The sequence below is a fragment of the Micromonospora sp. NPDC007208 genome (assembly GCF_042869175.1).
GTDB lineage: Bacteria > Actinomycetota > Actinomycetes > Mycobacteriales > Micromonosporaceae > Micromonospora > Micromonospora foliorum.
The window spans coordinates 206,078-232,437 of the sequence record NZ_JBIAFG010000004.1; the positions used below are offsets into that span (position 1 = coordinate 206,078).

The 26,360-nt window shown below is 70.9% G+C and carries 22 protein-coding genes; 9 read left to right on the forward strand and 13 right to left on the reverse strand.

All coding sequences use genetic code 11. The annotated features are described in order from the left end of the window. Nucleotides 1-81 precede the first annotated feature (81 nt). The 3 genes from ACFYL6_RS10135 to ACFYL6_RS10145 all read left to right on the forward strand — a co-directional run bounded on the left by ACFYL6_RS10135 (nucleotide 82) and on the right by ACFYL6_RS10145 (nucleotide 5,303). The gene (locus tag ACFYL6_RS10135; protein WP_387169840.1) at nucleotides 82-792 is read left to right on the forward strand and encodes an alpha/beta fold hydrolase; all 711 of its coding nucleotides are present in this window, start codon (nucleotides 82-84) and stop codon (nucleotides 790-792) included. Between the two features lie 404 nt (nucleotides 793-1,196). Then, nucleotides 1,197-2,384 (forward strand): ThuA domain-containing protein, encoded by a 1,188-nt coding sequence (locus ACFYL6_RS10140; protein ID WP_387169842.1) that lies wholly within the window; start codon nucleotides 1,197-1,199, stop codon nucleotides 2,382-2,384. Nucleotides 2,385-2,471: 87 nt separating this feature from the next. Beyond that, nucleotides 2,472-5,303 carry a PQQ-dependent sugar dehydrogenase gene (locus tag ACFYL6_RS10145; protein WP_387169843.1) on the forward strand — a complete coding sequence of 944 codons (2,832 nt, stop codon included), beginning with the start codon at nucleotides 2,472-2,474 and terminating at the stop codon, nucleotides 5,301-5,303. Between the two features lie 81 nt (nucleotides 5,304-5,384). On the opposite strand, the gene ACFYL6_RS10150 is transcribed toward ACFYL6_RS10145, so the two are convergent. After that, on the reverse strand, nucleotides 5,385-6,329 hold the full coding sequence (locus tag ACFYL6_RS10150) for an acyltransferase domain-containing protein (protein WP_387169845.1): 945 nt from the start codon (nucleotides 6,327-6,329) through the stop codon (nucleotides 5,385-5,387). 30 nt (nucleotides 6,330-6,359) lie between these two features. Continuing rightward, nucleotides 6,360-6,944, reverse strand: coding sequence for a hypothetical protein (locus tag ACFYL6_RS10155; protein ID WP_387169847.1), 585 nt, complete (start codon nucleotides 6,942-6,944; stop codon nucleotides 6,360-6,362). Between the two features lie 170 nt (nucleotides 6,945-7,114). Between ACFYL6_RS10155 and ACFYL6_RS10160 the strand changes: the two genes are divergently transcribed. Both ACFYL6_RS10160 and ACFYL6_RS10165 read left to right on the forward strand, forming a co-directional pair. Then, nucleotides 7,115-8,137: a trypsin-like serine peptidase gene (locus ACFYL6_RS10160; RefSeq protein ID WP_387169849.1), complete on the forward strand. Its 1,023-nt coding sequence runs from the start codon at nucleotides 7,115-7,117 to the stop codon at nucleotides 8,135-8,137. A gap of 64 nt (nucleotides 8,138-8,201) precedes the next feature. Then, entirely contained in the window at nucleotides 8,202-9,119 is a 918-nt protein-coding gene (locus ACFYL6_RS10165) for an NAD-dependent epimerase/dehydratase family protein (protein WP_387169851.1), read from the forward strand. Here the strand turns inward: ACFYL6_RS10165 and ACFYL6_RS10170 are convergent. After that, nucleotides 9,087-10,007 (reverse strand): LysR family transcriptional regulator, encoded by a 921-nt coding sequence (locus ACFYL6_RS10170; protein WP_387169853.1) that lies wholly within the window; start codon nucleotides 10,005-10,007, stop codon nucleotides 9,087-9,089. The genes ACFYL6_RS10165 and ACFYL6_RS10170 overlap by 33 nt on opposite strands. Before the next feature lie 168 nt (nucleotides 10,008-10,175). Between ACFYL6_RS10170 and ACFYL6_RS10175 the strand changes: the two genes are divergently transcribed. Then, nucleotides 10,176-10,895 (forward strand): SDR family oxidoreductase, encoded by a 720-nt coding sequence (locus ACFYL6_RS10175; RefSeq protein WP_387169855.1) that lies wholly within the window; start codon nucleotides 10,176-10,178, stop codon nucleotides 10,893-10,895. A 134-nt stretch (nucleotides 10,896-11,029) separates the two neighbouring features. Here the strand turns inward: ACFYL6_RS10175 and ACFYL6_RS10180 are convergent, their stop codons facing one another. From ACFYL6_RS10180 to metH, 4 genes are all read right to left on the reverse strand, one after another. Then, a complete protein-coding gene (locus tag ACFYL6_RS10180; RefSeq protein WP_387169856.1) occupies nucleotides 11,030-11,470 on the reverse strand; it encodes a VOC family protein in 441 nt (146 codons plus the stop codon). Nucleotides 11,471-11,604: 134 nt separating this feature from the next. Further along, the gene (locus tag ACFYL6_RS10185; protein WP_387169858.1) at nucleotides 11,605-12,357 is read right to left on the reverse strand and encodes an MBL fold metallo-hydrolase; all 753 of its coding nucleotides are present in this window, start codon (nucleotides 12,355-12,357) and stop codon (nucleotides 11,605-11,607) included. A 359-nt stretch (nucleotides 12,358-12,716) separates the two neighbouring features. Continuing rightward, nucleotides 12,717-13,505: a GNAT family N-acetyltransferase gene (locus ACFYL6_RS10190; protein WP_387169860.1), complete on the reverse strand. Its 789-nt coding sequence runs from the start codon at nucleotides 13,503-13,505 to the stop codon at nucleotides 12,717-12,719. A 178-nt stretch (nucleotides 13,506-13,683) separates the two neighbouring features. Then, nucleotides 13,684-17,184 (reverse strand): methionine synthase, encoded by a 3,501-nt coding sequence (gene metH / locus ACFYL6_RS10195; RefSeq protein WP_387169862.1) that lies wholly within the window; start codon nucleotides 17,182-17,184, stop codon nucleotides 13,684-13,686. 276 nt (nucleotides 17,185-17,460) lie between these two features. Here metH and ACFYL6_RS10200 point away from each other — a divergent pair, with 276 nt between their 5' ends. Then, nucleotides 17,461-18,330: a PAC2 family protein gene (locus tag ACFYL6_RS10200; protein ID WP_030332815.1), complete on the forward strand. Its 870-nt coding sequence runs from the start codon at nucleotides 17,461-17,463 to the stop codon at nucleotides 18,328-18,330. 174 nt (nucleotides 18,331-18,504) lie between these two features. Then, nucleotides 18,505-19,296, forward strand: coding sequence for a GntR family transcriptional regulator (locus ACFYL6_RS10205; protein WP_091408867.1), 792 nt, complete (start codon nucleotides 18,505-18,507; stop codon nucleotides 19,294-19,296). A gap of 318 nt (nucleotides 19,297-19,614) precedes the next feature. Here the strand turns inward: ACFYL6_RS10205 and mshC are convergent, their stop codons facing one another. The 6 genes from mshC to ACFYL6_RS10235 form a co-directional block, all read right to left on the reverse strand. Beyond that, nucleotides 19,615-20,853, reverse strand: coding sequence for a cysteine--1-D-myo-inosityl 2-amino-2-deoxy-alpha-D-glucopyranoside ligase (gene mshC / locus ACFYL6_RS10210; protein WP_387169864.1), 1,239 nt, complete (start codon nucleotides 20,851-20,853; stop codon nucleotides 19,615-19,617). A 66-nt stretch (nucleotides 20,854-20,919) separates the two neighbouring features. Further along, complete coding sequence (locus tag ACFYL6_RS10215; protein ID WP_387169866.1) at nucleotides 20,920-21,738, reverse strand: SCO1664 family protein; 819 nt, start codon at nucleotides 21,736-21,738, stop codon at nucleotides 20,920-20,922. Then, complete coding sequence (locus ACFYL6_RS10220) at nucleotides 21,735-22,313, reverse strand: DUF3090 domain-containing protein (protein WP_357648281.1); 579 nt, start codon at nucleotides 22,311-22,313, stop codon at nucleotides 21,735-21,737. Before ACFYL6_RS10220 ends, ACFYL6_RS10215 begins: the two co-directional genes overlap by 4 nt. A gap of 157 nt (nucleotides 22,314-22,470) precedes the next feature. After that, nucleotides 22,471-23,175 carry an MSMEG_4193 family putative phosphomutase gene (locus ACFYL6_RS10225; protein WP_387169868.1) on the reverse strand — a complete coding sequence of 235 codons (705 nt, stop codon included), beginning with the start codon at nucleotides 23,173-23,175 and terminating at the stop codon, nucleotides 22,471-22,473. 109 nt (nucleotides 23,176-23,284) lie between these two features. Next, the gene (locus ACFYL6_RS10230; RefSeq protein WP_091408473.1) at nucleotides 23,285-24,121 is read right to left on the reverse strand and encodes an undecaprenyl-diphosphate phosphatase; all 837 of its coding nucleotides are present in this window, start codon (nucleotides 24,119-24,121) and stop codon (nucleotides 23,285-23,287) included. Continuing rightward, nucleotides 24,118-25,170: an LLM class F420-dependent oxidoreductase gene (locus tag ACFYL6_RS10235; protein WP_030332780.1), complete on the reverse strand. Its 1,053-nt coding sequence runs from the start codon at nucleotides 25,168-25,170 to the stop codon at nucleotides 24,118-24,120. Before ACFYL6_RS10235 ends, ACFYL6_RS10230 begins: the two co-directional genes overlap by 4 nt. A gap of 186 nt (nucleotides 25,171-25,356) precedes the next feature. Here ACFYL6_RS10235 and ACFYL6_RS10240 point away from each other — a divergent pair, with 186 nt between their 5' ends. Next, nucleotides 25,357-26,328 (forward strand): aldo/keto reductase, encoded by a 972-nt coding sequence (locus ACFYL6_RS10240; RefSeq protein ID WP_130400857.1) that lies wholly within the window; start codon nucleotides 25,357-25,359, stop codon nucleotides 26,326-26,328. Nucleotides 26,329-26,360 lie beyond the last annotated feature (32 nt).

The following is a 26,360-nucleotide window of genomic DNA, read 5'->3' on the forward strand; positions in this document are numbered from 1 at the left end:
GGCGTTTGGCCCACCGGCCCGACCGGCATGGGGAAGAGTGGCTGACGAGAGCTGTCGTCGGCCGCGTGCGGAGGTTTTCAGGTGAGCGACACGTCTTCGGCCCAGCCGGCCCGCAACGTCGTCCTGGTCCACGGCGCGTACGCCGACGGCTCATCCTGGTCCGACGTCATCCCGCTGCTGCAGCGGGCCGGTCTGACGGTCACCGCGGTGCAGAACCCGCTGACCTCCCTGGCCGACGACGTCGCGGCCACCAACCGTGCCCTGGACCGGCAGGACGGCCCGACGGTGCTGGTGGGCCATTCCTGGGCCGGCACGATCATCAGCGAGGCCGGCAACCACCCGAGGGTCACCGCCCTGGTGTACGTCGCGGCCCGCGCGCCGGACGCCGGCGAGGACTACGCCGCGCTCGCGGCGAAGTACCCCACGCCGCCGGCGAACGCCGGCCTCGTGCACCACGATGGGTACGCGCAGCTCAGCGAGAGCTCTTTCCTTTCCGACTTCGCCGGGGGAATCGAGGAGACCCGGGCCCGCGCCCTGTACGCGGTGCAGGGCCCGATCGCCAAGGACCTCTTCCACGGCCGCACGACGACGGCTGCCTGGCGGGACCGGCCCTGCTACTACTCGATCTCCACGCAGGACCGCACGACCGCGCCGGAGCTGGAGCGGTTCCTGGCCGACCGGATGGACGCGACGACCATCGAGGTCGAATCGTCGCATCTCGCCATGGTGACCCACCCGGAGACGATCGCCGACCTCATTCTGATGGCGACCCGGGGCACCGGACCCGCGTAGGCACGCAGTGGCCGTCCTCTCGACCAGTTCGCGGACCGGCAGCGCCACGAGGTGCCGCGCGAGGCGTTCTCGATAGTCGTCGGTGGCCACGCCATCGACCATACGTCATACGTCTCACCTCCGCACCGCCGCCGACCGTGAGCGGACGTCCTCGGGCCCGAGCACGTGGGCTTGACGGGGCGTAGACATCGGAGGTTTACTGCGTCAACGATACCAGTCGATGAATTTTGACCGTCCTTTGTGGGTGGTTCGAATCGTCGGCTGATTTCACCCGCCCCATCCCCCACCACCCCGCACCACCTCAGCCGAGCATCGGCGGCCCGGCTTCCGCACCACCGCCATCGCGGCCTCCGGCATGCCCGTGTGCACAGCCTGAGGTCAACGCTCAGCAGAGGAGCAAGACCATGCGTTCCCGTCCCCGCCTGTTGGCACTCGTCACCGGCCTGGCCGTCATGCTGGCCAGCCTGGTCGCCCTGCCGACCCCCGCATCGGCGGCACCACTGACCAAGGTCCTGGTGTTCAGCAAGACCGCCGGCTTCCGGCACTCGTCGATCCCCAACGGCATCGCCGCGATCCAGCAGCTCGGCGCGGCCAACGGCTTCACCGTGACCTCGACCGAGGACGCCGCCCAGTTCACCACCTCCAACCTGGCCCAGTACCAGGCGGTGGTCTTCCTGTCGACGACCGGCGACGTCCTCAACGCCAGCCAGCAGACCGCGTTCGAGTCGTACATCGCCGCCGGTGGTGGCTACGTCGGCGTGCACGCCGCCGCCGACACCGAGTACAGCTGGCCGTGGTACGGCTCGCTTGTCGGTGCGTGGTTCGACTCGCACCCGGCGATCCAGACGGCGACCGTGAAGATCGAGGACCAGACCAACCCGTCGACCGCGCACCTCGGCACCACCTGGGTCCGCTCGGACGAGTGGTACAACTACCGCACCAACCCCCGGTCCAGCGCACGGGTCCTGGCCAGCCTCGACGAGTCGTCCTACAGCGGCGGCAACATGAGCGGCGACCACCCGATCACCTGGTGCAAGGCGTACGGCGGCGGGCGTGCCTGGTACACCGGCCTCGGGCACACCGAGGCGTCGTACACCGACCCGAACTTCACCAAGATGCTGCTCGGTGGCCTCCAGGTCGCCGCGGGCTCCGTGACGGCCGACTGCTCGCCGCGCACCACCACCCCGCCGCCCACCGCCAGCGGTTCCACCCTGCGGGCCCGCGCCAACAACCAGTACGTGAGCGCGCCCAACGCCACCACCGCGCTGATCGCCAACAAGGCAAGCGTCGGCACGACCGAGCGGTTCGACCTGGTCAACCTCGCCAACGGCAACGTGGCGCTGCGCGCCAAGGGCAACGGGCAGTTCGTCGCGGCCGAGAACGCCGGGGCCGCCGCGCTGATCGCCAACCGGGCCACCGCCGGCGCCTGGGAGACGTTCCAGCTCGTCCGCAACTCCGACGGCACGGTGAGCCTGCGGGCCACGGTGAACAACCGCTACGTCGCCGCCGACAACGCGGGCGCCTCCCCGTTGATCGCCAACCGGACCTCCATCGGTCAGTGGGAGAAGTTCGACCTGGTCACCACCAGCTGACCTGGTCCCCCGCTCGTTCTCCACCACCCCACCTGGTCGTGGTGCGCCCCCGCGCGCCCGTCCCCCGGTCGTCGAGAAAGGACGATCATGCTCTCGTACCCCCGGCGCTGGCCCCGGGCTCTCCTCGCGGCGGTCACCACCGTCGCGAGCGTGGCCCTGGCTGTGGCCGCACCGTCCACCGCGCAGGCGGCGGTCATCCCCGCCTCGGACTACCAGCAGGTCAAGCTCGCCACCGGCTCCGGCGAGCTGGGTGAGGCCATGTCCCTGGCCGTCCTGCCCAACCGCTCGGTGCTGCACACCGCCCGCAACGGCGTCCTGCGGGTGACCGACGTGGCCGGCAACACCAAGGTCTCCGGAACCCTGTCGGTCTACACCCACGACGAGGAGGGGTTGCAGGGCGTCGCCGTCGACCCCAACTTCGCCAGCAACCGGTGGATCTACCTGTACTACTCCCCCACGCTGAGCACCCCGTCCGGGGACGCCCCGACCACCGGCTCACAGTCCGACTGGGACCGGTGGAAGGGGCACCTGCGGCTGTCCCGGTTCACCCTGAACAGCGACGACACGCTCAACCTGGGCAGCGAGAAGATCGTGCTCCAGGTCGCCAACGACCGCGGGCAGTGCTGCCACGTCGGCGGTGACCTGGACTTCGACGCCGCCGGCAACCTGTACCTGACCACCGGCGACGACACCAACCCGTTCGAGTCGTCCGGCTACGCGCCACTTGACGAGCAGACCAACCGCAACCCGCAGTTCGACGCCCAGCGCTCGGCGGGCAACACCAACGACCTGCGCGGCAAGGTGCTGCGGATCAAGCCGCAGGCGGACGGCACGTACACCATCCCGTCGGGCAACCTGTTCGCCCCCGGCACGTCGGGCACCCGCCCGGAGATCTACGCGATGGGTCTGCGCAACCCGTTCCGGATGAGCGTCGACAAGGCGACAGGCGTCGTCTACCTCGGCGACTACGGCCCCGACGCCGGGTCCACGAACTCCAGCCGTGGCCCGTCCGGCCAGGTCGAGTTCAACCGCATCGCGTCGCCCGGCAACTACGGCTGGCCGTACTGCACCGGCAGCAACACCAGCACGGAAACATACAATGAATACACCTTCCCGTCCGGGCCGTCGCAGTCGAAGTACAACTGCACCGGCGGGCCGACCAACAACTCGTTCCGCAACACCGGGCTCACCACGCTGCCTGCGGCGAAGCCGGCCTGGATCAAGTACGCCGGCGACTCCGGTTCACCGTCGGAGTTCGGCAGCGGCTCCGAGTCGCCGATGGGCGGGCCCGTCTACCGGTACGACGCCTCGCTCAACTCCAGCATCAAGTTCCCGTCCTCGCTGAACGGCCAGTTCTTCGCCGGCGAGTACGGCCGCCGCTGGATCAAGGCCATCGCGGTCAACTCCGACGGCTCACGCGGGGAGATCTCCAACTTCCCGTGGACCGGCACCCAGGTCATGGACATGGCCTTCGGCCCGGACGGCGCCCTGTACGTGCTGGACTACGGCACCGGCTCGAACAACCAGGCGCTGTTCCGGATCGAGTACATCGGTGGTGGCAACCGCAGCCCGATCGCGGTCGCCTCGGCGAACCCCACGTCGGGGGCCAACCCGTTGACTGTCAACTTCTCGTCGGCCGGCAGCTCCGACCCCGAGGGCGGCGCGCTCAGCTACCTGTGGACCTTCGGTGACGGCACCACGTCGACGGCGGCCAACCCCACCAAGACGTACACCACGAACGGCACGTACAGCCCCACCCTGAAGGTCACCGACCCGACCGGCCTGTCCGGCACGGCGAGCCTGATCGTCACCGTGGGCAACACCGCCCCGACGGTGTCGCTCACCTCGCCCACCGACGGGCAGCTGTTCAGCTTCGGTGACACGGTGCCGTACCAGATCTCGGTGAGCGACCCGCAGGACGGCACGATCGACTGCTCCAAGGTGACCCTGACGTACGCGCTGGGCCACGACAGCCACGCCCACCAGATCACCTCGAAGACCGGGTGCAGCGGCACGATCACCGTCCCGACGGACGGCGAGCACGACGCGGCGGCCAACATCTACGGGGTCTTCGACGCCGCGTACACCGACAACGGCGGGCTCACCACGCACAGCATCAAGACGCTGCAACCGAAGCACCGCCAGGGTGAGCACTTCAGCGCCCAGTCCGGTGTCCAGGCCACCGACCACACCAACGCCGAGGGTGGCCGCACGGCCGGGTTCATCGAGAACAACGACTGGATCTCGTACCAGCCGTACAACCTGTCCAACGCGAACCGGTTCACCGCGCGGGTCTCCTCGGCCGGTGCCGGCGGCACCATCGAGGTTCGTGCCGGCTCCGCCACCGGCACCCTGCTGGGCACCGCCACGGTGCCGGTGACCGGTAACTGGGAGACCTTCGTCGACGTCTCCACCGCCATCAGCAACCCGCCCGCCTCGACGACCACGCTGTACCTGGTCTTCAAGGGCGGGTCCGGCAACCTGTTCGACATCGACGCGTTCACCTTCACCACCGGCACCACCACCCCCAGCGGAGGAATCACGCTGCGGGCGCAGGTCAACAACCAGTACGTGTCGGCCGTCGGCACCAACCCGCTGATCGCCAACAAGGCCAGCGTCTCGACGACCGAGCAGTTCGACCGGGTGGACGCCGGCAACGGCAACATCGCCCTCCGGTCCCGCGCCAACGGGCTGTACGTCTGCGCCGACAACGCGGGCGCGAATCCGTTGATCGCGAACCGCACGACGATCGGACCGTGGGAGACGTTCCAGATCATTACCAACTCCGACGGAACGGTCGGTCTGCGGGCACTGGCCAACAACCAGATCGTGGCCGCCGAGAACGCCGGGGCGGGGGCACTGATCGCCAACCGGACGTCGGTCGGGTCCTGGGAGAGGTTCGTCCTGACCACCGGCTGACGAGCGAGTGGTAGGGCCCGGCCTGGACGGTGACCAGGCCGGGCCCTACTGCGTGAAGTGGGCGACGCTCTGCCGGTCTGGCTAGATCGGGAAGCGGCCGTGGCGCCAGTGCCAGTGGCCGCCGGCCCGCAGGTGGTCGATGAGCGCCCGCTGGAGCACGGTGCGGCGCGGCAACTCGTCGAGCGGCGTGGTCAGGGTGCGGAACCCGAACCGCAGCACCTCGATGTCGGCGTCCGGCCCCGCCGACTCGTCGTAGGGCTCCAACTCGAACCGGCGCTGGAACCGCACGATGTTGGAGTCCTCGGGAAGGTACTCCCGCAGCTGCGGGTCGAGCAGCCACGAGGCGCAGGAGAACGCGGTGTAGCGCTCGTCGGGAAAGTGTCGTGGAAAGAACGCGCGGGCCTCGTCGAGGGACGCCTCGACCGCCTCCGGGGTCAACGGCCCCGAATCCGGGACGTGCAGGCCGATGGCGCCGTCGCCACGCTGGTGCTGGAGCCGGCCCAGCTCGTAGACGCTGCCGCGGGAGTGCAGCGTCAGCCAGCTCTGCATGATCGGCCAACCCTCGCCGCGCATCCGTCTGTCGATCGCGAGGTTGCGGCCCAGGTCGGCGAGGGTCGCCCAGGTCACGGCATCGGGGACGTCGTGGTCGCGGTGGTACCCCCGCGCCACGTCGACGAGGGCCAGGTACGCGTACACGTAGAGGTGCCGCCAGGCAGGCCCTCGGTCTCGCGGCAGCTCCGGGCCGGGCGCCATCCAGTCGTAGCCCGCGAGGTCGGCGCGGACCAGGGCGATCGAGCGGTCGAGCAGCCAGCGCAGCTCCGGAGTCCACAGCGGAGAGCCGGGGTCGGGCCAGCCCGCCATGACCTCGGCGGCGTCGTCCGGCCGCACGGCGAGGCGGTCGAGGAGCGCGGGCGCGTCGGCCTTGGCTGGTAGCGGAGCTGAGGGCCCGTCACCGGCGAGCCGGTGTACGCGGTCGACCTCCTCGACGGGCACCCCGAGCCGGGCGGCGATGTCGTCCAGATCCACGCGGACGACCCTACCGGCCGGCGGGCCTTCTCAGGAGTCCGCCGGCACCCCGGCGTCGAGCTGCCCGATCATCGGCGCGAGGAGGTCATTGAGCTCCCGGGCCAGCACCGCCACGGCCCGGCGCGCCGCCGCGGCGACGTCGTCGTCCGGACCGCCGGGCGTCGGCGGCAGGTCGCCGAGCGGAACCGGCGCCTCCACCTGGAGCAGCGCGCGCAGATGCGGCCGGCGGGTCTGGTCCTGGTCGGTGGGTGTGGTGAACTGGCCGAACAGCTGGGGCCAGTCCTGCCAGCCACGGTCGCGCTGCCACTGCTTGGTCCAGGTCAGCTCGGCCGGCCAGCGGGAGGCCACGGTCACCGCGCAGACCAGGCTGCCGTCCCACGGGCTGCGCGCGCAGGTCGCCGAGATGATCCGCCGGTGCCAGCGGACGAAACCCGGCGACAACTCGGTGGCCAGCCGCCAGGCCGTCACCGCGAACGCGACGGGCGCGAAGTCACCCCAGGTGTCGGCGAACTCGTCGATCCGACGAAGCACCGCGGCCTCGTACCGGCCGCGCCCGTCGGCGCCGTGTTCGCGGTCGAACTGCTCGTCCAGCCAGAAGGCGCGCGGTTCCGGCATCCTCAACCCCCGTTTGTGAGAAGTTCTCGGACACACGGTGGCGCATCCCGCAGTCAGGCAACCGTCACTGACCGTATACGACATGCCCACTGTAGACCGTCCGTCCGAGCCTAGCGTCTGCGGAAGGACGTCGGAGCGTATCGGCTCCGACCGCAACCCCGGGAGGTTCCGTGCGTAGGCGATTCGGATTCATCACGGTGGGCAGCATGGTGCTGGCCGCTCTCACTGTCGCGCCGCCGCCGGCCCAGGCGGCCGAGACCGCTGCCGCCGGGTCCGCGACCGTGGCCGAGGGGCGCGCCACCATCCATGGTCGGCCGTCCACCGACGCCGACACCGCGGCGAGGTTGAGCACCGCCTACTGGACGCCGGAACGCATGCGAGCCGCGCGACCCGCTCCCATGCCGGACGGGGTCGACGCGCCCGACGGGGAGGCCGCCGACCGCCCCGGCCGAATCGGTGCGCCCCGCGACGTGGCAGCGCCGGCGGCACCACGTTCCTCGGCCGCCGCCCTGAGCGCGGCGGGCAGCGGCCAGCAAACCCAGGCGGTGAACGCCTCACCCGGCGTCGGTCGGGTCTTCTTCACCCACAACGACGAGGACTTCTTCTGCTCCGGTGGCACCATCAACAACCCCCAGGCGAACATGGTGTCCACCGCCGGCCACTGCGTACACCCGGGTGACGGCGGGTCGGTCTGGTTCGACAACTGGGTGTACGCGCCGGAGTTCACCGAGGGCGAGCCGCTGCACGGCCTCTGGTCGGCCAAGGAGTTCACCTCGGTCGAAGGCTGGGTCGACTGGGGTTACCTCTGGTGGGACTTCGCGTTCGTCACCATGCACCCACTCGGCGGTGACCGGCTGGTACACGTCACCGGCGGACAGGGGCTCAGCGTCAACAAGTCCAAGACGCTCTCCGCGATGCTGCTCGGCTATCCGGCGGAAGCACCGTACGACGGCCAGTCGCAGTACTACGCCCAGGGCAACATCAAGGCGGCCGGGGTACAGCGGGTCAAACTGAAGGACTGCCCGCTCAACCGAGGTGCCAGCGGGGGTCCGTTCCTGCGCGCCTGGGACAACGCCCTCCGGTTCGGCTACGTCAACTCGGTGATGTCCTACAAGTACTCGGGCAACATGTACGGCCCCTACTTCGACGACGACGTCCTGGACATCTACAACGTCGCGAAGAACAAGCAGTGACCGGTAGCCACGGACGGCTGGTCGTGGGTTGACAAGACACCGGCTCGAGAGTGGACGATGCACCGTGCGAATTCTTGTGGTGGGTGGCAGTGGCCTGATCGGCGCTCACGTGGTGGACGTGCTCCGGGAGCGTGGCCACGCCGCGACCACTGTGGCGCGTACCGCCCAGCCGGGCGTCGACCACCTGCTCGATGTCGGGTCCGCCTCGGTCGACGAGCTGCGGCCGTTGCTCGCCGGTCACGACGGCGTCGTGTACGCCACCCGCACCGACGAGCAACGGCCGCTACCCAAGCCGATCTACCCCGAGTTCCGCCGCGACAACGTCGACCCGGTGGTCCGCCTGTTCACCGCCGCCCGCCTCGAAGGTCTCAGCCGGGGCGTCGTGATGGGCTCCTACTACACCTACTTCGACCGGCTCCACCCCCAGTGGCGCCTCGCCGAGCGCCACACGTACATCCGGTGCCGCCTGGAGCAGGCCCGGGAGGGGCGGGCGGCCGCGGGCGAGGGCCTGCCGGTCGCCGTACTCGAACTGCCCTTCGTCTTCGGTCGGGCCGGCGACCGGCTGCCCAACTGGGCCGGTCCGCTGGACCGGTGGGCCCGCTCGCGTACCCCGCTGGTCGCCCCGACCGGCGGAAGCGCCGCGGCCTCCGCCCGCAGCGTGGCCGAGGCCGCGGTCGACGCCCTGGAGCAGGCCAGCGGCGCGGACCTGCCGGTCGCCGACGAGAACCTCACCTGGCACGACATGATCGGGCGCATCGCCGACGCGGTGGGCCGCCCCCGCCGGGTCGGTCGCCTGCCAGCCGGCGCGGCGCGGGCCGCGCTGCGACTCGGCGGCGCGGCGCAGGCCCTCGGCCGCAAGGAGTCGGGGGTGAACCCCAGCTACCTCGCCGACCTCCTGCTCGCCGACCTGTTCATCGAACCGACGAGCGGCCGCCCGCTGGACCCGGCCCTACGCGAGACCTTCCCGATCGCCGCCGCCTGACTCCCCGTGGCGTCGATCGTCGGGTGGTGGGACCTGCCGGGCGGCGATCTCGACGAACTCGTGCACCAGAGGCGACCGGTTGTCCTCGGCCCAGGCCAGGCACACCTGGTTGTGGCCGAGGTCGGCGACGGGCACGTGGCTGACGTCGGGTCTCGTGTAGAACGTCGCCGTCGACAACGGCAGGATCACCATCCCGGCGTACGCGGCGACATGCTCCAGCTTCTCCTCCACGGAGTTCAGCTCGGGCCGGGGGCGGGGGCCGGGCTCCGTCGGGCGGTTCGGTAGGTCCCGCCACTCCGGCACCGCGTCCGGGTCCTGCAAGAGCCGTTCCTCGACCAACTCGGCGAGGTCGACCGACTCCTTGCCGGCCAGGCGGTGATCGGTGGGTAGGACGACGACGCGGGGTTCGGTGAACAGTGGGCGCAGGCGCAGGCCACGCTGGTCCACCGGGAGTCGCACGTAGCTGACGTCCGCGCGCCCCTCGCGGACGATCTCGGCCTGGTCGTCCCAGGACGTACGGACGACGTTGACGGCAAGGTCGGGGTGCCGTTGGCCGATGGCGCGGGCCTCGGCGGTGACGAGAACGCCGGGCATGAACGCGATGGTGAACGTCGGCCTGCCGTGTGCGGCCCGTTGCACCCGCCGCCGCAGGGCCTCGGCCGAGGCGAGCAGCGGACCGGCATCGCTCAACAGCTGGCGGCCGGCGTCGGTCAGCACGGTGGAGCGCCGGTCCCGGACGAAGAGCTCGGCGCCCAGTTCGTGCTCGAAGGCCCGGATCTGGCGCGACAGGACCGGCTGGGCGATGTGCAGCCGCGCGGCGGCCCGGCCGAAATGCAGCTCCTCCGCGACCGCCACGAAGTAGCGGAGCTTGCGCAGATCGACGTCCACCCTGCCCCCGTCCGGTTTACGCTCCGGGCGGTTCCACGATACCCGCCAGGTATGACCGGGATGATGCTCAACGGGCATCACAGGAGGTGAAAGAGGTCTTGGACGCCAGCGTTCCCGGCGGAGCAGGGTGGTAACCGTTCCCACCACCCGATCCGGAAGGACACGATCATGACCCTCATCGACAAGCGCGTCGTCGTACTCGGCGGAACCTCGGGGATCGGCCTCGCCACCGCTGCCCGCGCCGCCCGCGAGGGCGCCCAGGTCGTGGTCGCCTCCAGCAATCAGCGCAGCGTGGACCGCGCCCTCACGACCCTGCCGACCACCACCCAGGGGTACGTCGCCAACCTCACCGACCCCGACGCCGTGTCCCGGCTGTTCCATGATCTCGGGGCGTTCGACCACCTCGTCTTCACCGCCGGCGAACCCCTTGCGCTGATGTCCGTCGACACCCTCGACCTCGCCGCCGCCCGGGCCGCCTTCGACCTGCGCTACTTCGGCTCCCTGTCGGCGGTCAACGCGGCGCTGCCGTACCTGCGCCCCGGTGGGTCGATCACCCTCACCACCGGCACCGCCAACCACCGGCCCAGCGCCGGCTGGTCCGTCGCGGCCAGCATCACCGGGGCGATCGACGCGCTGGTCCGCGCGCTCGCTGTCGAACTCGCCCCGATACGGGTCAACGCCGTCTCGGCCGGCGTGATCCGCTCACCGCTCTGGGACTCACTACCGACCGAAACCCGAGAGCAGATGTACGCGCAGCTCAGCGCGTCGCTTCCGCTCGGGCGGGTGGGCGAGCCCGAGGAGGTCGCCGAGGCGTTCGTCTACCTTTTGCGGGCGACCTACGCCACCGGCACGGTGGTGACAGTGGACGGCGGCACCCTGATCTCCTGAGCCGGCCGCCTGCCCGCTGCTGCTGCTCAGGGCCGGGGGCGCCCCAAGATCCGCACTACTTCAGGGATGTAGTGGTCTCCGCCGCCCGCGAGGCCCCTATATCCCTGAAGTAGGGGGCCTGCGGCGGGGGGCCGTCAGCGGAGCTGTTCGGCCAGGCCGACGATGATGCCCTCCGGACCGCGGACGTAGCAGAGCCGGTAGACGTCCTCGTACCGCTCCAACTCCCCGACGAGTTCGGCGCCGTGGCCGCGCAGCCGGGCGATGACGTCCTCGATGTCGTCGACGGCGAACATGATGCGCCGGATGCCCAGCGTATTTGCCGGGGCGTTCTTCGGTTCCGCGCTGATCGCCGCCGGTCGGTGGAACATCGCCAACTCGACCTTGCCGTGGCCGTCCGGGGTCCGCAGCATCGCGACCTCCTGCCGGACGTCCTCGATCCCGATGACCCGCTCCACCCACCGGCCCTCGACCGGCCCGCGCCCCTCCAACTCCATGCCGAGTTCGACGAAGAACGCGATGACCGCGTCCAGGTCCTCGACAACGATGAGGACGTTGTCCATCCGCTGGATCGCCATGCTGGATCTCCCTGCTCTGGTGCGGTCACGGTGACCGCATCCTCCCCGAGGACGGAGCCGCTTGGCCGTTCTCGACATCCAGAGCTTCGCGTGGCGGCCCCGCTAGCCGTCGGCGAGCCTCAAGCGAGGGGGGTTCAGCTGTCCGACTCCCCGAGCACCAGGGTGAGCCCTTCCTCGGCCGCCAGCACGGCACCGCCGAACTCCACCTGAGCGGCTGCCACCGCAGCTGTCCGGTCGTTGCCGGGCCAAAAGTGGGTGAGCATCAGGCGGCGGGCACCCGCCCGGCGAGCCCACAGACCGGCCTCGGTGGAGGTCAGCAGGTTTCGGGTGGGACGGCTGGCCTCGCCGTCGTAGTCCGTCGCCTCGACGATGAACAGGTCGGCGTCACGGCCCAGCTCGGCCAACGCGGGAGCCGGCCCCGTGTCCCCTGAGTAGGCCACGGCAATCCCGTCGGCCTGGAGCCGGATGCCGGCGTTGGGCACGAAGTGCGGCAGAGACAGCCCGGTGAGGTCGAACGGCCCGACTCGGTAGCTGCCTGGTAATGGGTGCAGGTCGAAGACCGCGTGCAGGTCGACATCGGGCTCCAGGCCGCCGAGCCGGTCGAGCACGCCGGGCGGGCAGTACAACGGCAGCCGTGGCCCGCCGGGCTGACCGTAGAACCGCATCCTGAACAGACCGTGCAGGTCGACGCAGTGATCCGGGTGCTCATGGGTGATGACGACGGCGTCCACCGCACCGTCCGGCCAGTGCTGGAGCAACCGTGGCAGCGTGGCGTAGCCCAGGTCGAGCACCAGGCGGTAGCCGTCCCAGTCCACAGCGAAGCCGCTACAGGCACGGCCTGGCTCGGGAAAGGCCCCAGAACTGCCGAGCACGGTGACCTGTCGCATGAACTTAGCGTGTCATTTCCTCAGGTGGCGTGGACACCGCTGGTGTGGGATGCCGCCGGTTACTACTGATTTGAGCGCTGGCGCCGGCGCAGCAGCACGGCTGTCACTAGGTAGCCAACGCCAAGCAGTGCAGCCAGCGCGGCGATGATCACGGACCAACCGATCGGCTCCCCGATGGCGAACACCCAGTACGTCACGGCAAGGAAAGACCAGACGCCCCCAGGATGAACCCCTGCTTCGGCGTCTTCGCTGCCTGCCACCACGGGCTACCGACCGGTCCCACGTATCCAATCCTGCCCCTGTCACGGAGAACGGGACAAGTCGAGGACGAGCGGACGGGGGTCCCGCGAGAAGGGCGCTCACCGCTGCCAGTTGTAGGGCGTCGTCGTCGACACCTTGATCAGACCGTAGCGTTCAAGGATCGGGCGCGAGTACTCGGTCGAGTCGCTGTTGATGAGTGTCTTGCCCATACGGAGTGCTGAGCGGGCCCGCGCCGCGGTCAACGCGCGGTAGATCCCACGGCCGCGCCACTCCGCAAGGGTCGCGCCGCCCCAGATCCCGGCGAAGTCGGTCCCAGCCACCGGCTCCAGCCGGCCGGCACTGACGATCCGTCCCTCCGCCTCCGCAACCCACAACTCCATGCCGTCATCGCGGGCCAGGCGGCGCAGGAGGGCGTTCGCCATGTCATCGCTGACCGGGTTCTCAAAGGCTTCGTCCTGCATCGCACTCATCGCGCGGACGTCCGCCTCCTCGCTGACCCGACGCAGCGTCACGCCTTCGGGCAGCGAAACGTCAACGGCTAGCAGCCGCGCCTCGCCAATCATGATCGACTCAGGCTCATCCGCGGTGAACCCATTCTCCAGCAACGCCTCGTGCAACCCCGGCGCATGGTCGTGCCCACGCGCCTTCCACTTGACCCGCTCGATCTCGGGGTCTGCCCGGTAGTGAGCGAGCGCCGCTGTGACGAGCCGACGAATCGTATCGGCGTCCGCCCCGCCGAGATCGCGGTAGGTGACAAACCCACGACCACCCGCGAAGGTCACGAGACGCAGTGGCCCGTGCCGGGTGACTGAGACCGCGCTCGGCGTCTCGGCGTCGGTCCGAAGCTGTTCGTCGTAGGCCGCAAGCAGTCGAGCCGAGTTGATCATGTCCGCAGCCTGCAGTAGTGGGGGCCGGAAGCGCAATTGGTTTCGAGCCAACCCCACGACCTGGCTTGATGCACTTTCCTGCCGCAGTTCGTGTGCTCGGCCTGGTCGCCGGACGGCATGATCATGGATCAGCGGCCGTCCGGACGACCTCAGGTGCAGGTCAGGGCACCTGTGCCCGTCACTTGGCGTTGAAGTAGTTGGCCTCCGGGTGGTGGACCACGATCGCGTCGGTGGCCTGCTCCGGCATGAGCTGGAACTCCTCGGACAGCTCGACCCCGATCCGGTCCGCGCCCAGCAGATCCATGATCTTCGCCCGGTCCTCCAGGTCGGGGCAGGCCGGGTAGCCGAACGCGTACCGGCAGCCCCGGTAGTCGTTGTGCAGGATCCCGGCCAGGTCCGCCGGGTCGTCGTGCCCCAGCGGACGACCGTCGGGCAGGGTCATCTCGGCGCGGATGCGCTGGTGCCAGTATTCGGCGAGGGCCTCGGTGAGCTGCACGGAGAGGCCGTGCACCTCCAGGTAGTCGCGGTACTCGTTGCGGGCGAACAGCTTCGCCGCGTACTCGCTGACCGGCTGGCCGACGGTGACCAGTTGCAACGCGACCACATCGAGCTGGTCGCCCTGGGGCTTGAAGAAGTCCGCCAGGCAGAGCCGCCGCTCCTGCCGCTGCCGGGGGAAGGAGAACCGGGCGCGCTCCGCGTGCCCGTTCTCGTCGAGCACCACCAGGTCGTTGCCTTCGGAGTACGCCGGGAAGTAGCCGTACACCACGGCTGCCTCAAGGACCTGGTCGGCGATCAGCCGGTCCAGCCAGTACCGCAGACGCGGCCGCCCCTCGGTCTCGACCAGTTCCTCGTAGGAGGGTCCGCTGCCGCCCCGGGCGCCGCGCAGCCCCCACTGCCCCGAGAAGGTGGCCCGCTCGTCGAGCAGCGCCGCGTAGTCGGCCATCGGCACGCCCTTGACGACGCGGGTGCCGAAGAACGGCGGGGTGGGCACCGCCACGTCGGCTGACACGTCGGAACGGACCGAGGAGTCGTGCAGCTCGGGCAGCGACGTGGTGACCATCGAGCGCTGCCGTTCCCGGCGCGCCCGCCGGGCCGCGAGAGCCGCCTCCCGCTCCGGGTCGATCACCGGGGCGCCGCCACGCTTGGCGGTCATCACCCGGTCCATCAGGGACAGGCCCTCGAACGCGTCCCGCGCGTAGTGCACCTGCCCGGGGAACGTCGACCGCAGGTCGTCCTCGACGTACGCGCGGGTCAGCGCCGCGCCACCCAGCAGGACGGGCCAACGCTCCGCGACCCCGCGGGTGGCCATCTCGGCCAGGTTCTCCTTCATGATGACCGTGCTCTTCACCAGCAGCCCGGACATGCCGATCGCGTCGGCGCGGTGCTGCTCGGCGGCCTCCAGGATGGCGCTGATCGGCTGCTTGATGCCGATGTTCACCACCTCGTAGCCGTTGTTGGACAGGATGATGTCGACCAGGTTCTTGCCGATGTCGTGCACGTCGCCGCGCACGGTGGCGAGCACGATGCGGCCCTTGCCGCCGTCCTCCGCGGTCTCCATGTGCGGTTCCAGGTAGGCCACCGCGGTCTTCATCACCTCGGCGGACTGGAGCACGAACGGCAACTGCATCTGGCCGGAGCCGAACAGCTCACCGACCACCTTCATGCCGTCCAGCAGAATGTCATTGATGATCGACAACGGGGACCGGCCGCCGGCCATCGCCTCGTCCAGGTCGGCCTCCAGGCCGTTGCGCTCACCGTCGATGATCCGCCGCTTGAGCCGCTCGTCCAACGGCAGCGCCGCCAACTCCTGGGCGCGGCTGGCCCGGGCGCTTGTCACGTCGACGCCCTCGAACAGCTCCAGGAAACGCTGCACCGGGTCGTACCCCTCGCGGCGCCTGTCGTAGACCAGGTCCAGGGCGACCTCGCGCTGCTCGTCGGGGATCTTCGACATCGGCAGGATCTTGCTGGCGTGCACGATCGCCGACGTCAGGCCGGCCTGCACGCACTCGTGCAGGAACACCGAGTTGAGCACCTGCCGGGCCGCCGGGTTGAGCCCGAAGGAGATGTTCGAGATGCCCAGGGTGAAGTTGACGCCCGGGTAGCGGCGGGAGATCTCCCGGATCGCCTCGATCGTCTCGATGCCGTCGCGGCGGGTCTCCTCCTGCCCGGTGGCGATCGGGAAGGTCAGCGCGTCGATCAGGATGTCGGAGCGGTCCATGCCCCACCGGGTGGTCAGGTCGTCGATCAGCCGCGCCGCGACCCGGACCTTCCACTCCTGGGTACGGGCCTGGCCCTCCTCGTCGATGAGCAGCGCCACCACCGCGGCGCCGTGCTCGCGCACGATCGGCATCACCCGCGCGTACCGGGAGTCGGGGCCGTCGCCGTCCTCGAAGTTCACCGAGTTGACCACGCAGCGGCCGCCGAGCATCTCCAACCCGGCCTCCACCACGTTCGGCTCGGTGGAGTCCAACATGATCGGCAGGGTGGACGCGGTGGCGAACCGGCCGGCCAGTTCCCGCATGTCCTGCGTGCCGTCGCGCCCGACGTAGTCCACGCACAGGTCGAGCAGGTGCGAGCCGTCGCGTGCCTGACTGCGGGCGATCTCCACACAGGCCCGCCAGTCGCCGGCGAGCATCGCCTCCCGGAACGCCTTCGAGCCGTTGGCGTTGGTCCGCTCCCCCACCATCAGCACCGACGCGTCCTGGGCGAACGGAACCGGGTGGTACACCGAGGAGACGCCCGCCTCGTGCCGGGGCTCGCGGGCCGGGGCGGTGACGCCGTGCAGCCGCTCGGCCAGCACCCGGATGTGCTCCGGGGTGGTGCCGCAGCAGCCGCCGACCAGCCCCACGCCGTACTCGGTGATGAACCGCTCCAGGGCGTCGGCCAGCTCCACGGGAGTCAGCGGGAAGTACGCCCCGTCGGCGGTCAGCACCGGCAGGCCGGCGTTCGGCATCACCGACAGCGGGATGCGGGAGTGCTGCGACAGGTAGCGCAGGTGCTCGCTCATCTCGGCCGGGCCGGTCGAGCAGTTGAGCCCGATCAGGTCCACACCGAGTGGCTCGATCGCGGCGAGGGCCGCGCCGATCTCACTGCCGACCAGCATCGTGCCGGTGGTCTCCACGGCCACGTGACAGATGATCGGCACCGGCTGGCCCAGCTCGGCCATCGCCCGCTTCGACCCGACCACGGCCGCCTTGACCTGAAGCAGGTCCTGGCAGGTCTCGATGATCAGCGCGTCCGCGCCACCGACGATCAGACCCGCGGCGTTCTCCTGGTAGGCGTCGCGCAGGGTCGAGTAGTCGGCGTGCCCGAGGGTGGGCAGCTTGGTGCCCGGCCCGATCGAGCCGAGCACGAACCGGGGCCGCTGCGGGGTGCTGGCCGCGTCGGCGGCCTCCCGCGCGATCCGGGCGCCCGCCTCGGACAACTCGCGGATGCGGTGCGGGATGTCGTACTCGGCGAGGTTGGCGAGGTTGGCGCCGAAGGTGTTGGTCTCCACGCAGTCGGCACCCACGGCCAGGTAGGCGTCGTGCACCCCGCGCACCACGTCCGGGCGCGTGACGTTGAGGATCTCGTTGCACCCCTCCAGCCCGTCGAAGTCGTCGAGCGTGAGGTCCGCGGCCTGCAGCATCGTGCCCATCGCGCCGTCGGCGATGAGAATGCGATCAGCTAGCACATCCATCAATGAAGTCCGCACCCGTTCAGGTTAGTGCGACCCGGCCGGACTCCACGACTTTCCTCGAGCGATCCCCTATTGTGTCACGGGGATCACCCTGTCCGGTTCGTTTGGGTATGACCTGCTGCCGGAGCGGCCGACCGGCGCGGCCACCGGGCCGCACCCTCGCCCTGCACGTAGGCTGACGGACGTGAAGGACAACAGGGACGCCGCCGTGCCACACGGTATGACGACCGGGCGCGGTCCCGGCGCCAGCCGCGACGAGCAGGGTGAGGTGACGGCGTGACCGAGTTCGACGGACTGCCGGTACTGCGGTCCCCGGTGGCGATCGCCGCTTTCGAGGGCTGGAATGACGCCGCCGACGCGTCCACCGCCGCGGTCGAGCACCTGGAGCAGGTCTGGAACGCGCGGCAGATCGCCGAGCTGGATCCGGAGGACTTCTACGACTTCCAGGTCAGCCGGCCCACGATCACCATGGCCGACGGGGAGACCCGGCGGGTGGAGTGGCCGACGACCCGGTTCATGGTGGCCAGCCCGGAGGGCACCGACCGCGACGTGGTACTGATCCGCGGCATCGAGCCGAGCATGCGGTGGCGGACGTTCTGCGAGCAGGTGCTGGAGATCTGCCACAGCCTGGAGGTGGAACGGGTGGTGCTGCTCGGCGCGTTGCTGGCCGACGTGCCGTACACCCGGCCGCTGCCGATCAGCGGCAGCGCCTCCGACGCGCAGGCCGCCGAGCGCTACCAGCTCACCCCCACCCGGTACGACGGGCCGACCGGCATCGTCGGCGTGCTGCACGACGCCTGCACCCGCGCCGAGGTGGACGCCGTCTCGTTCTGGGTGCACGTGCCGCACTACGCCAACAACCCGCCCTGCCCGAAGGCCACCCTCGCCCTGCTGCACCGGGTCGAGGAGGTCGTCGACCTGCCGGTGCCGATGGCCGACCTCGCCGAGGAGTCCGCGGAGTGGGAGCAGCGGGTGCGCAGCGCCGCCGAGCAGGACGCCGAGCTGGGCGAGTACGTCCGCGAGCTGGAGGAACGGGTCGGCGACGAGGGGATCACCCCGTTGACCGGTGACGAGATCGCCCAGGAGTTCGAGAAGTACCTGCGCCGCCGGGGCGGCTCCGCCGGCCCCACCGCCGGCTCCTGGTAGCACTGTCTCGCTGCGGGCCGCTCTTCGTTGCGGGCCGCTCTTCGCTGCGGGCCGCTCTTCGTTGCGGGCCTTCGGACCTTTTGTGGTCCGGGGGCCCGTTTTCGCGTGTCTGGGGTGGCGCCGTCACACCCGCTGGGGCATCCTAGGAACCTAGATGTGATCAAGGAGGCGGGTGTGCAGATCAACCCCGGGGCCGCCGAGTTCCCACACCGACAGATCGCCGCGCAGCTCAAGGCCCAGGTCCGCCGCGGCGACTGGGGGCCGGGCGAGCGGCTGCCGTCCATCCCGGCCATCGCCGAGATGTTCGGCGTCGCCAAGCAGACCGTGCAGCGCGCCGTCGACCAGCTGCGGGTCGAGGGCATCCTGATCACCAAACCCGGCTCCGGTACGTACGTCCGGGGCACCCGCCGCCGACTCAACCGCCTCTCCCGAGGCCGGTACGGAGGCTTCCGCGGCTACCACACCGACCTGGCCGCCCGATACCGTCAACAACTCGTCTCCGTGGGGCACGCCCCCGCCCCCGCCGAGGTGGCCGACGCCTTCGGCGTGTCCGACGGCACCAACCTGCTCTGCCGCCGACACCTCGTCCGCACCGACGACTCCCCCGTCGAGGTGGGCGCCTCCTGGTTCCTGCCCCGCGACACCGCCGGCACCTCGCTGGAACGCACCGAGGCGTTCGGCCGGCCGCTCTACCAGGAGGCCGAGGAAGCCACCGGACGGCGGTACGTCTCGGCCACCGACACGATCAGCGCCCGCCAGCCGAGCCGGGAGGAGGCCGAGACCCTCCAGATCCGGCCGGACACCCCGGTGCTGCACCTGCTGCACGTCGCGTACGACGCGCACCGCAAGCCGATCGAGGTGTCCCAGGCGACCTGGCCCGGCCCCATGACCACCCTCACCGAGGAGTACAAGATCCCCGGCCCAACCCCCGACCCGGAACCCGACCCCGGCCTGGTCCTAGGCTGACCCGCCCCGCCCCGCCCCGCCCCGGCCCGGCCCGGCCCGGCGATCTTGCACTTCTTGTCGCCGCTTTGCCCCGATTGGCGACTTTCGTAACGACCGAAAGTGCAAGATCGACGGTGAAGTAGTGGGGGCACGGCCCGCAGCGTTATGCCCTGCCCCGAGCGCTCCTCGATCATGGAGTTGCGGTGGGTCACATAAGGGGCGCAGCACCGCATACCGGCCACCACAACTCCATGATCGACCCCGGTCAGCGCGGGGCGAGGCCGCGAGGCCGCGAGGCCGCGAGGCCGCGAGGCCGCGAGGCCGCGAGGCCGCGAGGGATTAGAGGCGGATGCCCAGGAGGGCGTCTACCGTCTTCGCGAAGAGGGCGGGCGCTTCGGGGTCGTCCGTGGCGCCGGCGAGGGTCGCGTCGGCCCAGCGGTCGGCTGCGGCCAGGGCTCCGGGGGTGTCCAGGTCGTCGGCCAGGCGGGCGCGTACCTCGGCCAGCAGCTCGGCCCCGGACGGCCCGGCGGGCGCGGCGGCGGCCCGCCGCCAACGGTCCAGGCGCTCGTGTGCGGCGGTGAGCAGGTCGTCGGTCCAGGTACGGTCGCTGCGGTAGTGCCCGGAGATCAGCGCCAGCCGGATCGCCATCGGGTCGACCTTGTCGGCGCGCAGCCGGGACACGAAGACCAGGTTGCCGCGGGACTTGGACATCTTCTCGCCGTCCAGACCGATCATGCCGGCGTGGACGTAGTGCTCGGCGAACGGTGCCTGGCCGGTGAGCCGCTCGGCGTGCGCGGCGGACGCCTCGTGGTGCGGGAACAGCAGGTCGTTGCCGCCGCCCTGCACGTCGATCCGGTCGCCGAGCAGGTTGAGCGCGATCACCGCGCACTCGATGTGCCAGCCGGGGCGGCCCGGGCCCAGCTCGCCGCCCGGCCAGGACGGCTCGCCCTCGCGGGCGCCGCGCCACAGCAGCGGGTCCAGGGGGTCCCGCTTGCCGGCCCGGTCGGGGTCGCCGCCGCGCTCGGGGAAGATCTCCAGCATCTGCTCGCGGGTCAGGTTCGACTCGTAGCCGAAGCGGGGCGTGGCCGAGATGTCGAAGTAGACGTCACCGGTGCCGTCGTCGAGCCGGTACGCGGCGCCGTCCTTGAGCAGCACCTCGACCTTGTCGGCGATGTCCGGGATCGACTCGACCGCGCCCACGTAGTGGGCCGGCGGGATGATCCGCAGCGCCTCCATGTCTTCCCGGAACAGCGCCGTCTCGCGCATCGCCAGGACCACCCAGTCCTCGCCGTCGCGGGCGGCCCGCTCCAGCAGCGGGTCGTCGATGTCGGTGACGTTCTGCACGTAGCGCACCGGGCGGCCGGCGTCGCGCCACATCCGCTGCACCAGGTCGAACGTGATCATGGTGGCGGCGTGGCCGAGGTGGGTGGCGTCGTACGGGGTGATGCCGCAGACGTACATGCTTCCCGCGTCCGCCGGCTCACTCGGGTGGACGCCCTGCCGCGCCGAGTCGTACAACGCCAGTGGCTCGCCCCTGCCCGGCAGCCGTGGCACCTCGTGTCCCGCCCAAGACTCCATGGGATCAGCCTAGCCAGCCCGGCGACGACGCCGGAGCACCCCACGGGTGATCAAGATGACAGCGGCTCACATGGGCGGCCAGGGCATCGCCGGCCAGTCCTCCGGAGGCTGGGGGAAGCGGCCGGTCTCGCGCAGCCGGTCGACCCGGGCGGCCACCTCGGCCACCTCGCTGATCGTCAGGTGGTCGGCCAGCTCCGCGCCGAGCTCCCCGGCGACCTGCCCGGCCAGCGCGTCGAGCATCTCCACGGCGTCCGGGGGCAACTGCTTACCGGCCCAACCCCAGAGCACCGTCCGCAGCTTGTCCTCCACGTGGAAGCTCACCCCGTGGTCCACGCCGTAGATCCGGTCGTCGGCCCCGACGAGCACGTGACCGCCCTTGCGGTCGGCGTTGTTGAGCACCGCGTCGAGCACCGCGAGCCGGGCCAGCCGTGGGTCGTCGGCGTGGGCGAGGGCGTACGCGGCGCCGTCGTCGTCACGGGCCGCGGCGATCGGGATCCAGCGCGGCGGCAACTCCCCGGCGGGCAGGAACCCGACGAGCGGTTCGGCGTCCTCCGGCTCGTCGATCCACAGCTGGCAGGAGCCGGGGCCGAACGGGCCGTCGCGCAGCACGGTGGGCGGCACCAGGCCCCAACCGGTGGCCCGGGAGACCAGGTACGCCGAGACCTCCCGACCGGCCAGGGTGCCGTCGGGGAAGTCCCAGAGTGGGCGCTCGCCACGGACCGGCTTGTAGACGCAGCGGGCCGTCACCCCGTCCAGGGTCAGGATGCCGCGCAGCGTCGTGTTCGACGCGTCGACCAGCCGACCCTCCAGGTCGAGGGCGCCGTCACGCAGCAGCCGCAGCGCGGCGTCGCCGTCCTGGCGAGGCTGGAGGCCGGACGAGGTCACCGGTGATAACCGTTGTGCCGCGGGCAGAGGTGCCCGGCGGGGTCCAACGGTTGGCCGCAGAGCGGGCACGGTGGCCGGCCCGCGTTGACCACTCGCCGGGCCCGCTCGATGAACTGGCGGGTCGCCTGCGGGGTGAGCCGGACCCGGAGCCGATCCAGGTCCTCGTCCGGCTCGTCGTCCTCGTCGTCGTCCTCGTCATCCTCGTCGCCGAGCTCGACCTCGGGCTCCACCTCGCCCGCCGCGATCGCCTCGATCACCACGGTCGCGGTGTCCACGTCGAAGGCCAGCCCCAGCGTCCCGACCCGGAACTCCTCGTCGACCGGAGTGTCCAGCGGCTCGTTGTCGCCGATCACCGGCGCCAGCTCGGGCAGGTCCACCCCGAAGCGACGCTGCGCCTCGGTGAGCAGCTCCTCCAGCTTTTCGGCGAGCAGGGACACCTGGACCTTCTCCAGCGCGACGCTGACCAGCCTGCCGCCGCCGCGGGCCTGCAGGAAGAACGTGCGCTCCCCCGGCGGCCCGACAGTCCCGGCGACGAACCGCTCCGGCGGTTCGAAGGCGTGCACCTGGTGGGTCATACCCACGACCCTATCCGGCCCGCCCTGGCACCGCGCACCCCACCGACGCGAATCGCCGCAGGGACGGCGCGCCCGGTGTAACAGGGGTTACACCCGGGCGTGGCGGCCGTTCCGGCATGCGCTGACGCCCCGGTCGGGGGTGGTGTCGTGACGCGCCTCACCGCGACGCACCCGCCCCGCCGCCCACGGCCGCGTCCGAGTCGGCCACGCGATTCGCGCGCCGACGCCGCTTGGCCGGCGGCGGCACCAGCGCCGCCAGGTCGCCGCCGGTGTCGTTGAGTCGCACCAGAAACGGACGCAGCGGCGTGAACCGGATCGCCGTCACCGACGCCGGGTCGGCCACGATCCGCTGAAAGGCATCCAGGTGTACGCCGAGCGCGTCCGCCACGATGGCCTTGATCACGTCACCGTGGCTACACGCCAGCCAGACCGCCTCGGGCCCGTGTTCGGCGCTCACCCGGGCGTCCCAGGCTCGCACCGCCGCCACGGCACGCGCCGCCATCGCCGCCATCGCCTCCCCACCCGGGAAGACCGCCGCGCTGGGGTGCTGCTGGACCACCGGCCAGAGCGGTTCCTTGGCGAGCTTCTTCAGCGGCTGCCCCTCCCAGCTGCCGTAGTCGCACTCGATCAGCCCGTCCTCCACCACCGGGGTGGCCTGCGGAAGCGCCAACTCCAGGGTCTGCCGGCAGCGGATGAGCGGGCTGGTCACCACGGCCGCCAGCGCCACCGCCCGCAGCCGCTCGCCGACCGCGGTGGCCTGGGCGCGCCCGGTGTCGTCCAACTCGACCGGTTGCCGACCGGCCAGGCCGCCATCGGCGTTCGCCGTGGTTCGGCCGTGTCGCAGAAGCAGAAGGGTCGCCACGGGACCACCCTATGACCTGGGCTCCGCCCCGGGCCGTCGCGGGCGGCGGTAGGACGACTGCGGCCCCCGGCTCCGCTCGCGGGCGGGGCCGGGGGCCGTCGACTGTCGGTCAGGTGGCGTCGATCGTGCCGGTCAGCAGCAGGGCCAGGACCAGGGTGCCCAGCGCGACCCGGTACAGCACGAAGACGTACAGGGTGTGGTGGGCGACGTAGCGCAGCAGCCAGGCGATGGCCGCGTAGCCGATGGCGAACGCGATGACGGTGGCCACGATCGTCTGGGCCACGGTGGGCACGGAGGTGCCCGGGGCGGACGGCTCGAAGACGTCCCCGAGGCTGAACACGCCGGACATCACCACCGCCGGGATGGCCAGCAGGAACGAGTACCGTGCCGCCGCCTCCCGGGTCAGGTTGAGCAGCAGGCCGGCGGTGAGCGTGCCGCCGGAGCGGGACACCCCGGGGACCAGCGCCATCGCCTGGGCGAAGCCCATCACGATGCCGTCCTTCATCCGGAAGTTCTCCAGGGTGCGGGTCTGCCGCCCCCAGTACTCGGCGAACGCCAGCACGAACGCGAACACGATCAGCGTGGTCGCCACCACCCACAGGTTGCGCCCGGCGGTCTTGATCTGGTCCTTGAACACGAAACCGAACAGCCCGATGGGGATCGAGCCGACGATCACGTACCAGCCCATCCGGTAGTCGAGGCTGGAACGGACCGACTTGTCCCGGATGCCCACCAGCCAGGTCCGGGTGATCCGCCAGATGTCTTTGGCGAAGTAGATCAGCACGGCCGCTTCGGTGCCGAGCTGGGTGACCGCGGTGAACGACGCACCGGCGTCCCGGTCGAAGAAGATCGCCGAGGTGATCCGCAGATGCCCCGACGAGCTGACCGGAAGGAACTCGGTCAGTCCCTGGACGATGCCCAGGACGATGGCCTCGACCCAGGTCACTCGCCGACTCCCGAAAGGTCGAGAGCCTCGGCGACGGTACGCAGGGTCTGCACACCGCTGTCCCGGTCGGCCACGAAGAGGGTCACCGACAGCGTGGTGACGCCGGCCGCGGCGTACTCCCGCATCCGCTCGGCGATGCGCTCCTTCGGGCCGAGCAGCGAGGTGCGGTCGATGAACTCCATGGGTACGGCGGCGGCGGCGTCGCGCTGCCGCTTGGCCAGGTACAGGTCCTGCACCTCACGGGCGGCGTCGCCGTAGCCCATCCGGGTGGCGAGCTGGTTGTAGAAGTTCTGCTGCCGGCTGCCCATGCCGCCCACGTAGAGCGCGGCGTACCAGCGGACGAGTTCGGCGCAGGACGCCACGTCGTCGCCGATCACCACGGGCACCGACGGCACCACGTCGAACCCGGCCAGCTCCTTGCCGACCTTGGCCCGCCCGGCGCGGACCGAGGCGAGCTGCTCCTCGGCGAACTCCGGGGCGTAGAACACGGCCAGCCAGCCGTCGGCGATCTCGCCGGCCAGCTCCAGGTTCTTCGGGCCGACCGCGGCCAGGTAGATCGGTATGTGCTCGCGGGGTGGGTGGAAGCCCAGTCGCAGGGCCTTGCCCGGGCCGTCCGGCAGCGGCAGCGTGTAGTGCTCACCGTCGTACGCCACCTCCTTGCGGGCGATGGCCAGCTTGACGATGTCGACGAACTCGCGGGTCCGGGCCAGCGGCTTGGCGAAGCGCACGCCGTGCCAGCCCTCGGACACCTGCGGGCCGGAGACGCCCAGGCCGAGCCGGAACCGGCCGCCGGAGAGCGCGTCGATCGTGGCGGCGGTCATGGCGGTGGCCGCCGGCGTCCGGGCGGGGATCTGCATCACCGCGGCGCCGACGTCGATCCGTTCGGTCTGCCCGGCCATCCAGGCGAGCATGCTGGGCGAGTCGGAGCCGTAGGCCTCCGCCGCCCACACCACCGAATAGCCCAGCCGGTCCGCCTCCTGGGCCAGCGCCAGGTGGTCGGCCGGTGTGCTCCACGCCGTCTGGTATCCGAGACTGAGCCCGAGTCGCACTGGTCCTCCCCCATCCGTGGCACAGGTCGCCCCAGGTTACGCAATGCCGATAACGGACTCGATCACCGGCTCGACACCTTTGGTCCCCCCTCCATCGGGGCAGCCCAAGGCGGCGGAACCGGCAGAACCGGCAGAGATACGGGAGCGAGGATATCGGTGGCGGCAGGTTCGAAATAAGGTTCACCCATGCAACAGCGACCGCTCGGCCGAAGCGGGCTGGCGGTTTCCCGGCTCGCGCTCGGCACCATGACCTGGGGCCGGGACACCGACGCCGATGATGCGGCCGCTCAGCTGAAGAGTTACCTGGACGCGGGCGGCAACCTGATCGACACCGCCGACGTGTACGGCGACGGCGACGCCGAGTCGGTGATCGGCTCGCTGCTGGGCTCCCTCGTCCCCCGCGACGAGCTGCTGATCGCCACCAAGGCCGGGTTGCGCCCCGGCAGTGGCCGACGCCGGGACGGCTCCCGCGGGCACCTGCTGCGCACGTTGGACGCGTCGCTGCGCCGGCTCGGCACCGACCACGTCGACCTGTTCCAGGTGCACGGGTACGACCCGGACACCCCCCTCGAAGAGACCCTGGCCGCCCTGGACCACGCGGTGGCCAGCGGCAAGGTCCGCTACGTGGGTGTGTCGAACTTCTCCGGCTGGCAGACCGCGCGGGCCGCCGCCTGGCAGACCGCCTGGCCGGGGCGGGCGCCGGTGGTCGCGTCCCAGGTGGAATATTCGCTGCTGGAGCGCGGTGTGGAGCGGGAGGTGCTGCCCGCGTGCGACGCGCTCGGCCTCGGCGTGCTGCCCTGGTCGCCGCTGGGCCGGGGCGTGCTCACCGGCAAGTACCGGCACGGCCGTCCGGCCGACTCCCGGGCCGCGTCGCCGCACTTCGAACGGTTCGTCGCCACGTACCTGGAGCCGCGCTGCTCCAGCATCGTGGAGGCGGTGGCGACCGCGGCCGGTGGGCTGGGGGTGTCGCCGCTGGAGGTGGCGTTGGCGTGGATCCGGGACCGGCCCGGCGTGACCGCGCCGATCCTCGGCGCCCGCACGGTGGGGCAGTTGCTCGGCGCGCTCCAGGTGGAACGGATCACCCTGCCCGAGGAGATCACCACCGCGCTGGACGACGTCTCCGCGGTGCCGGTCGGCTACCCCGAACGCGACGGCTGACCGGCCCGCCGGGTCACGGCTGAACAGCGCGT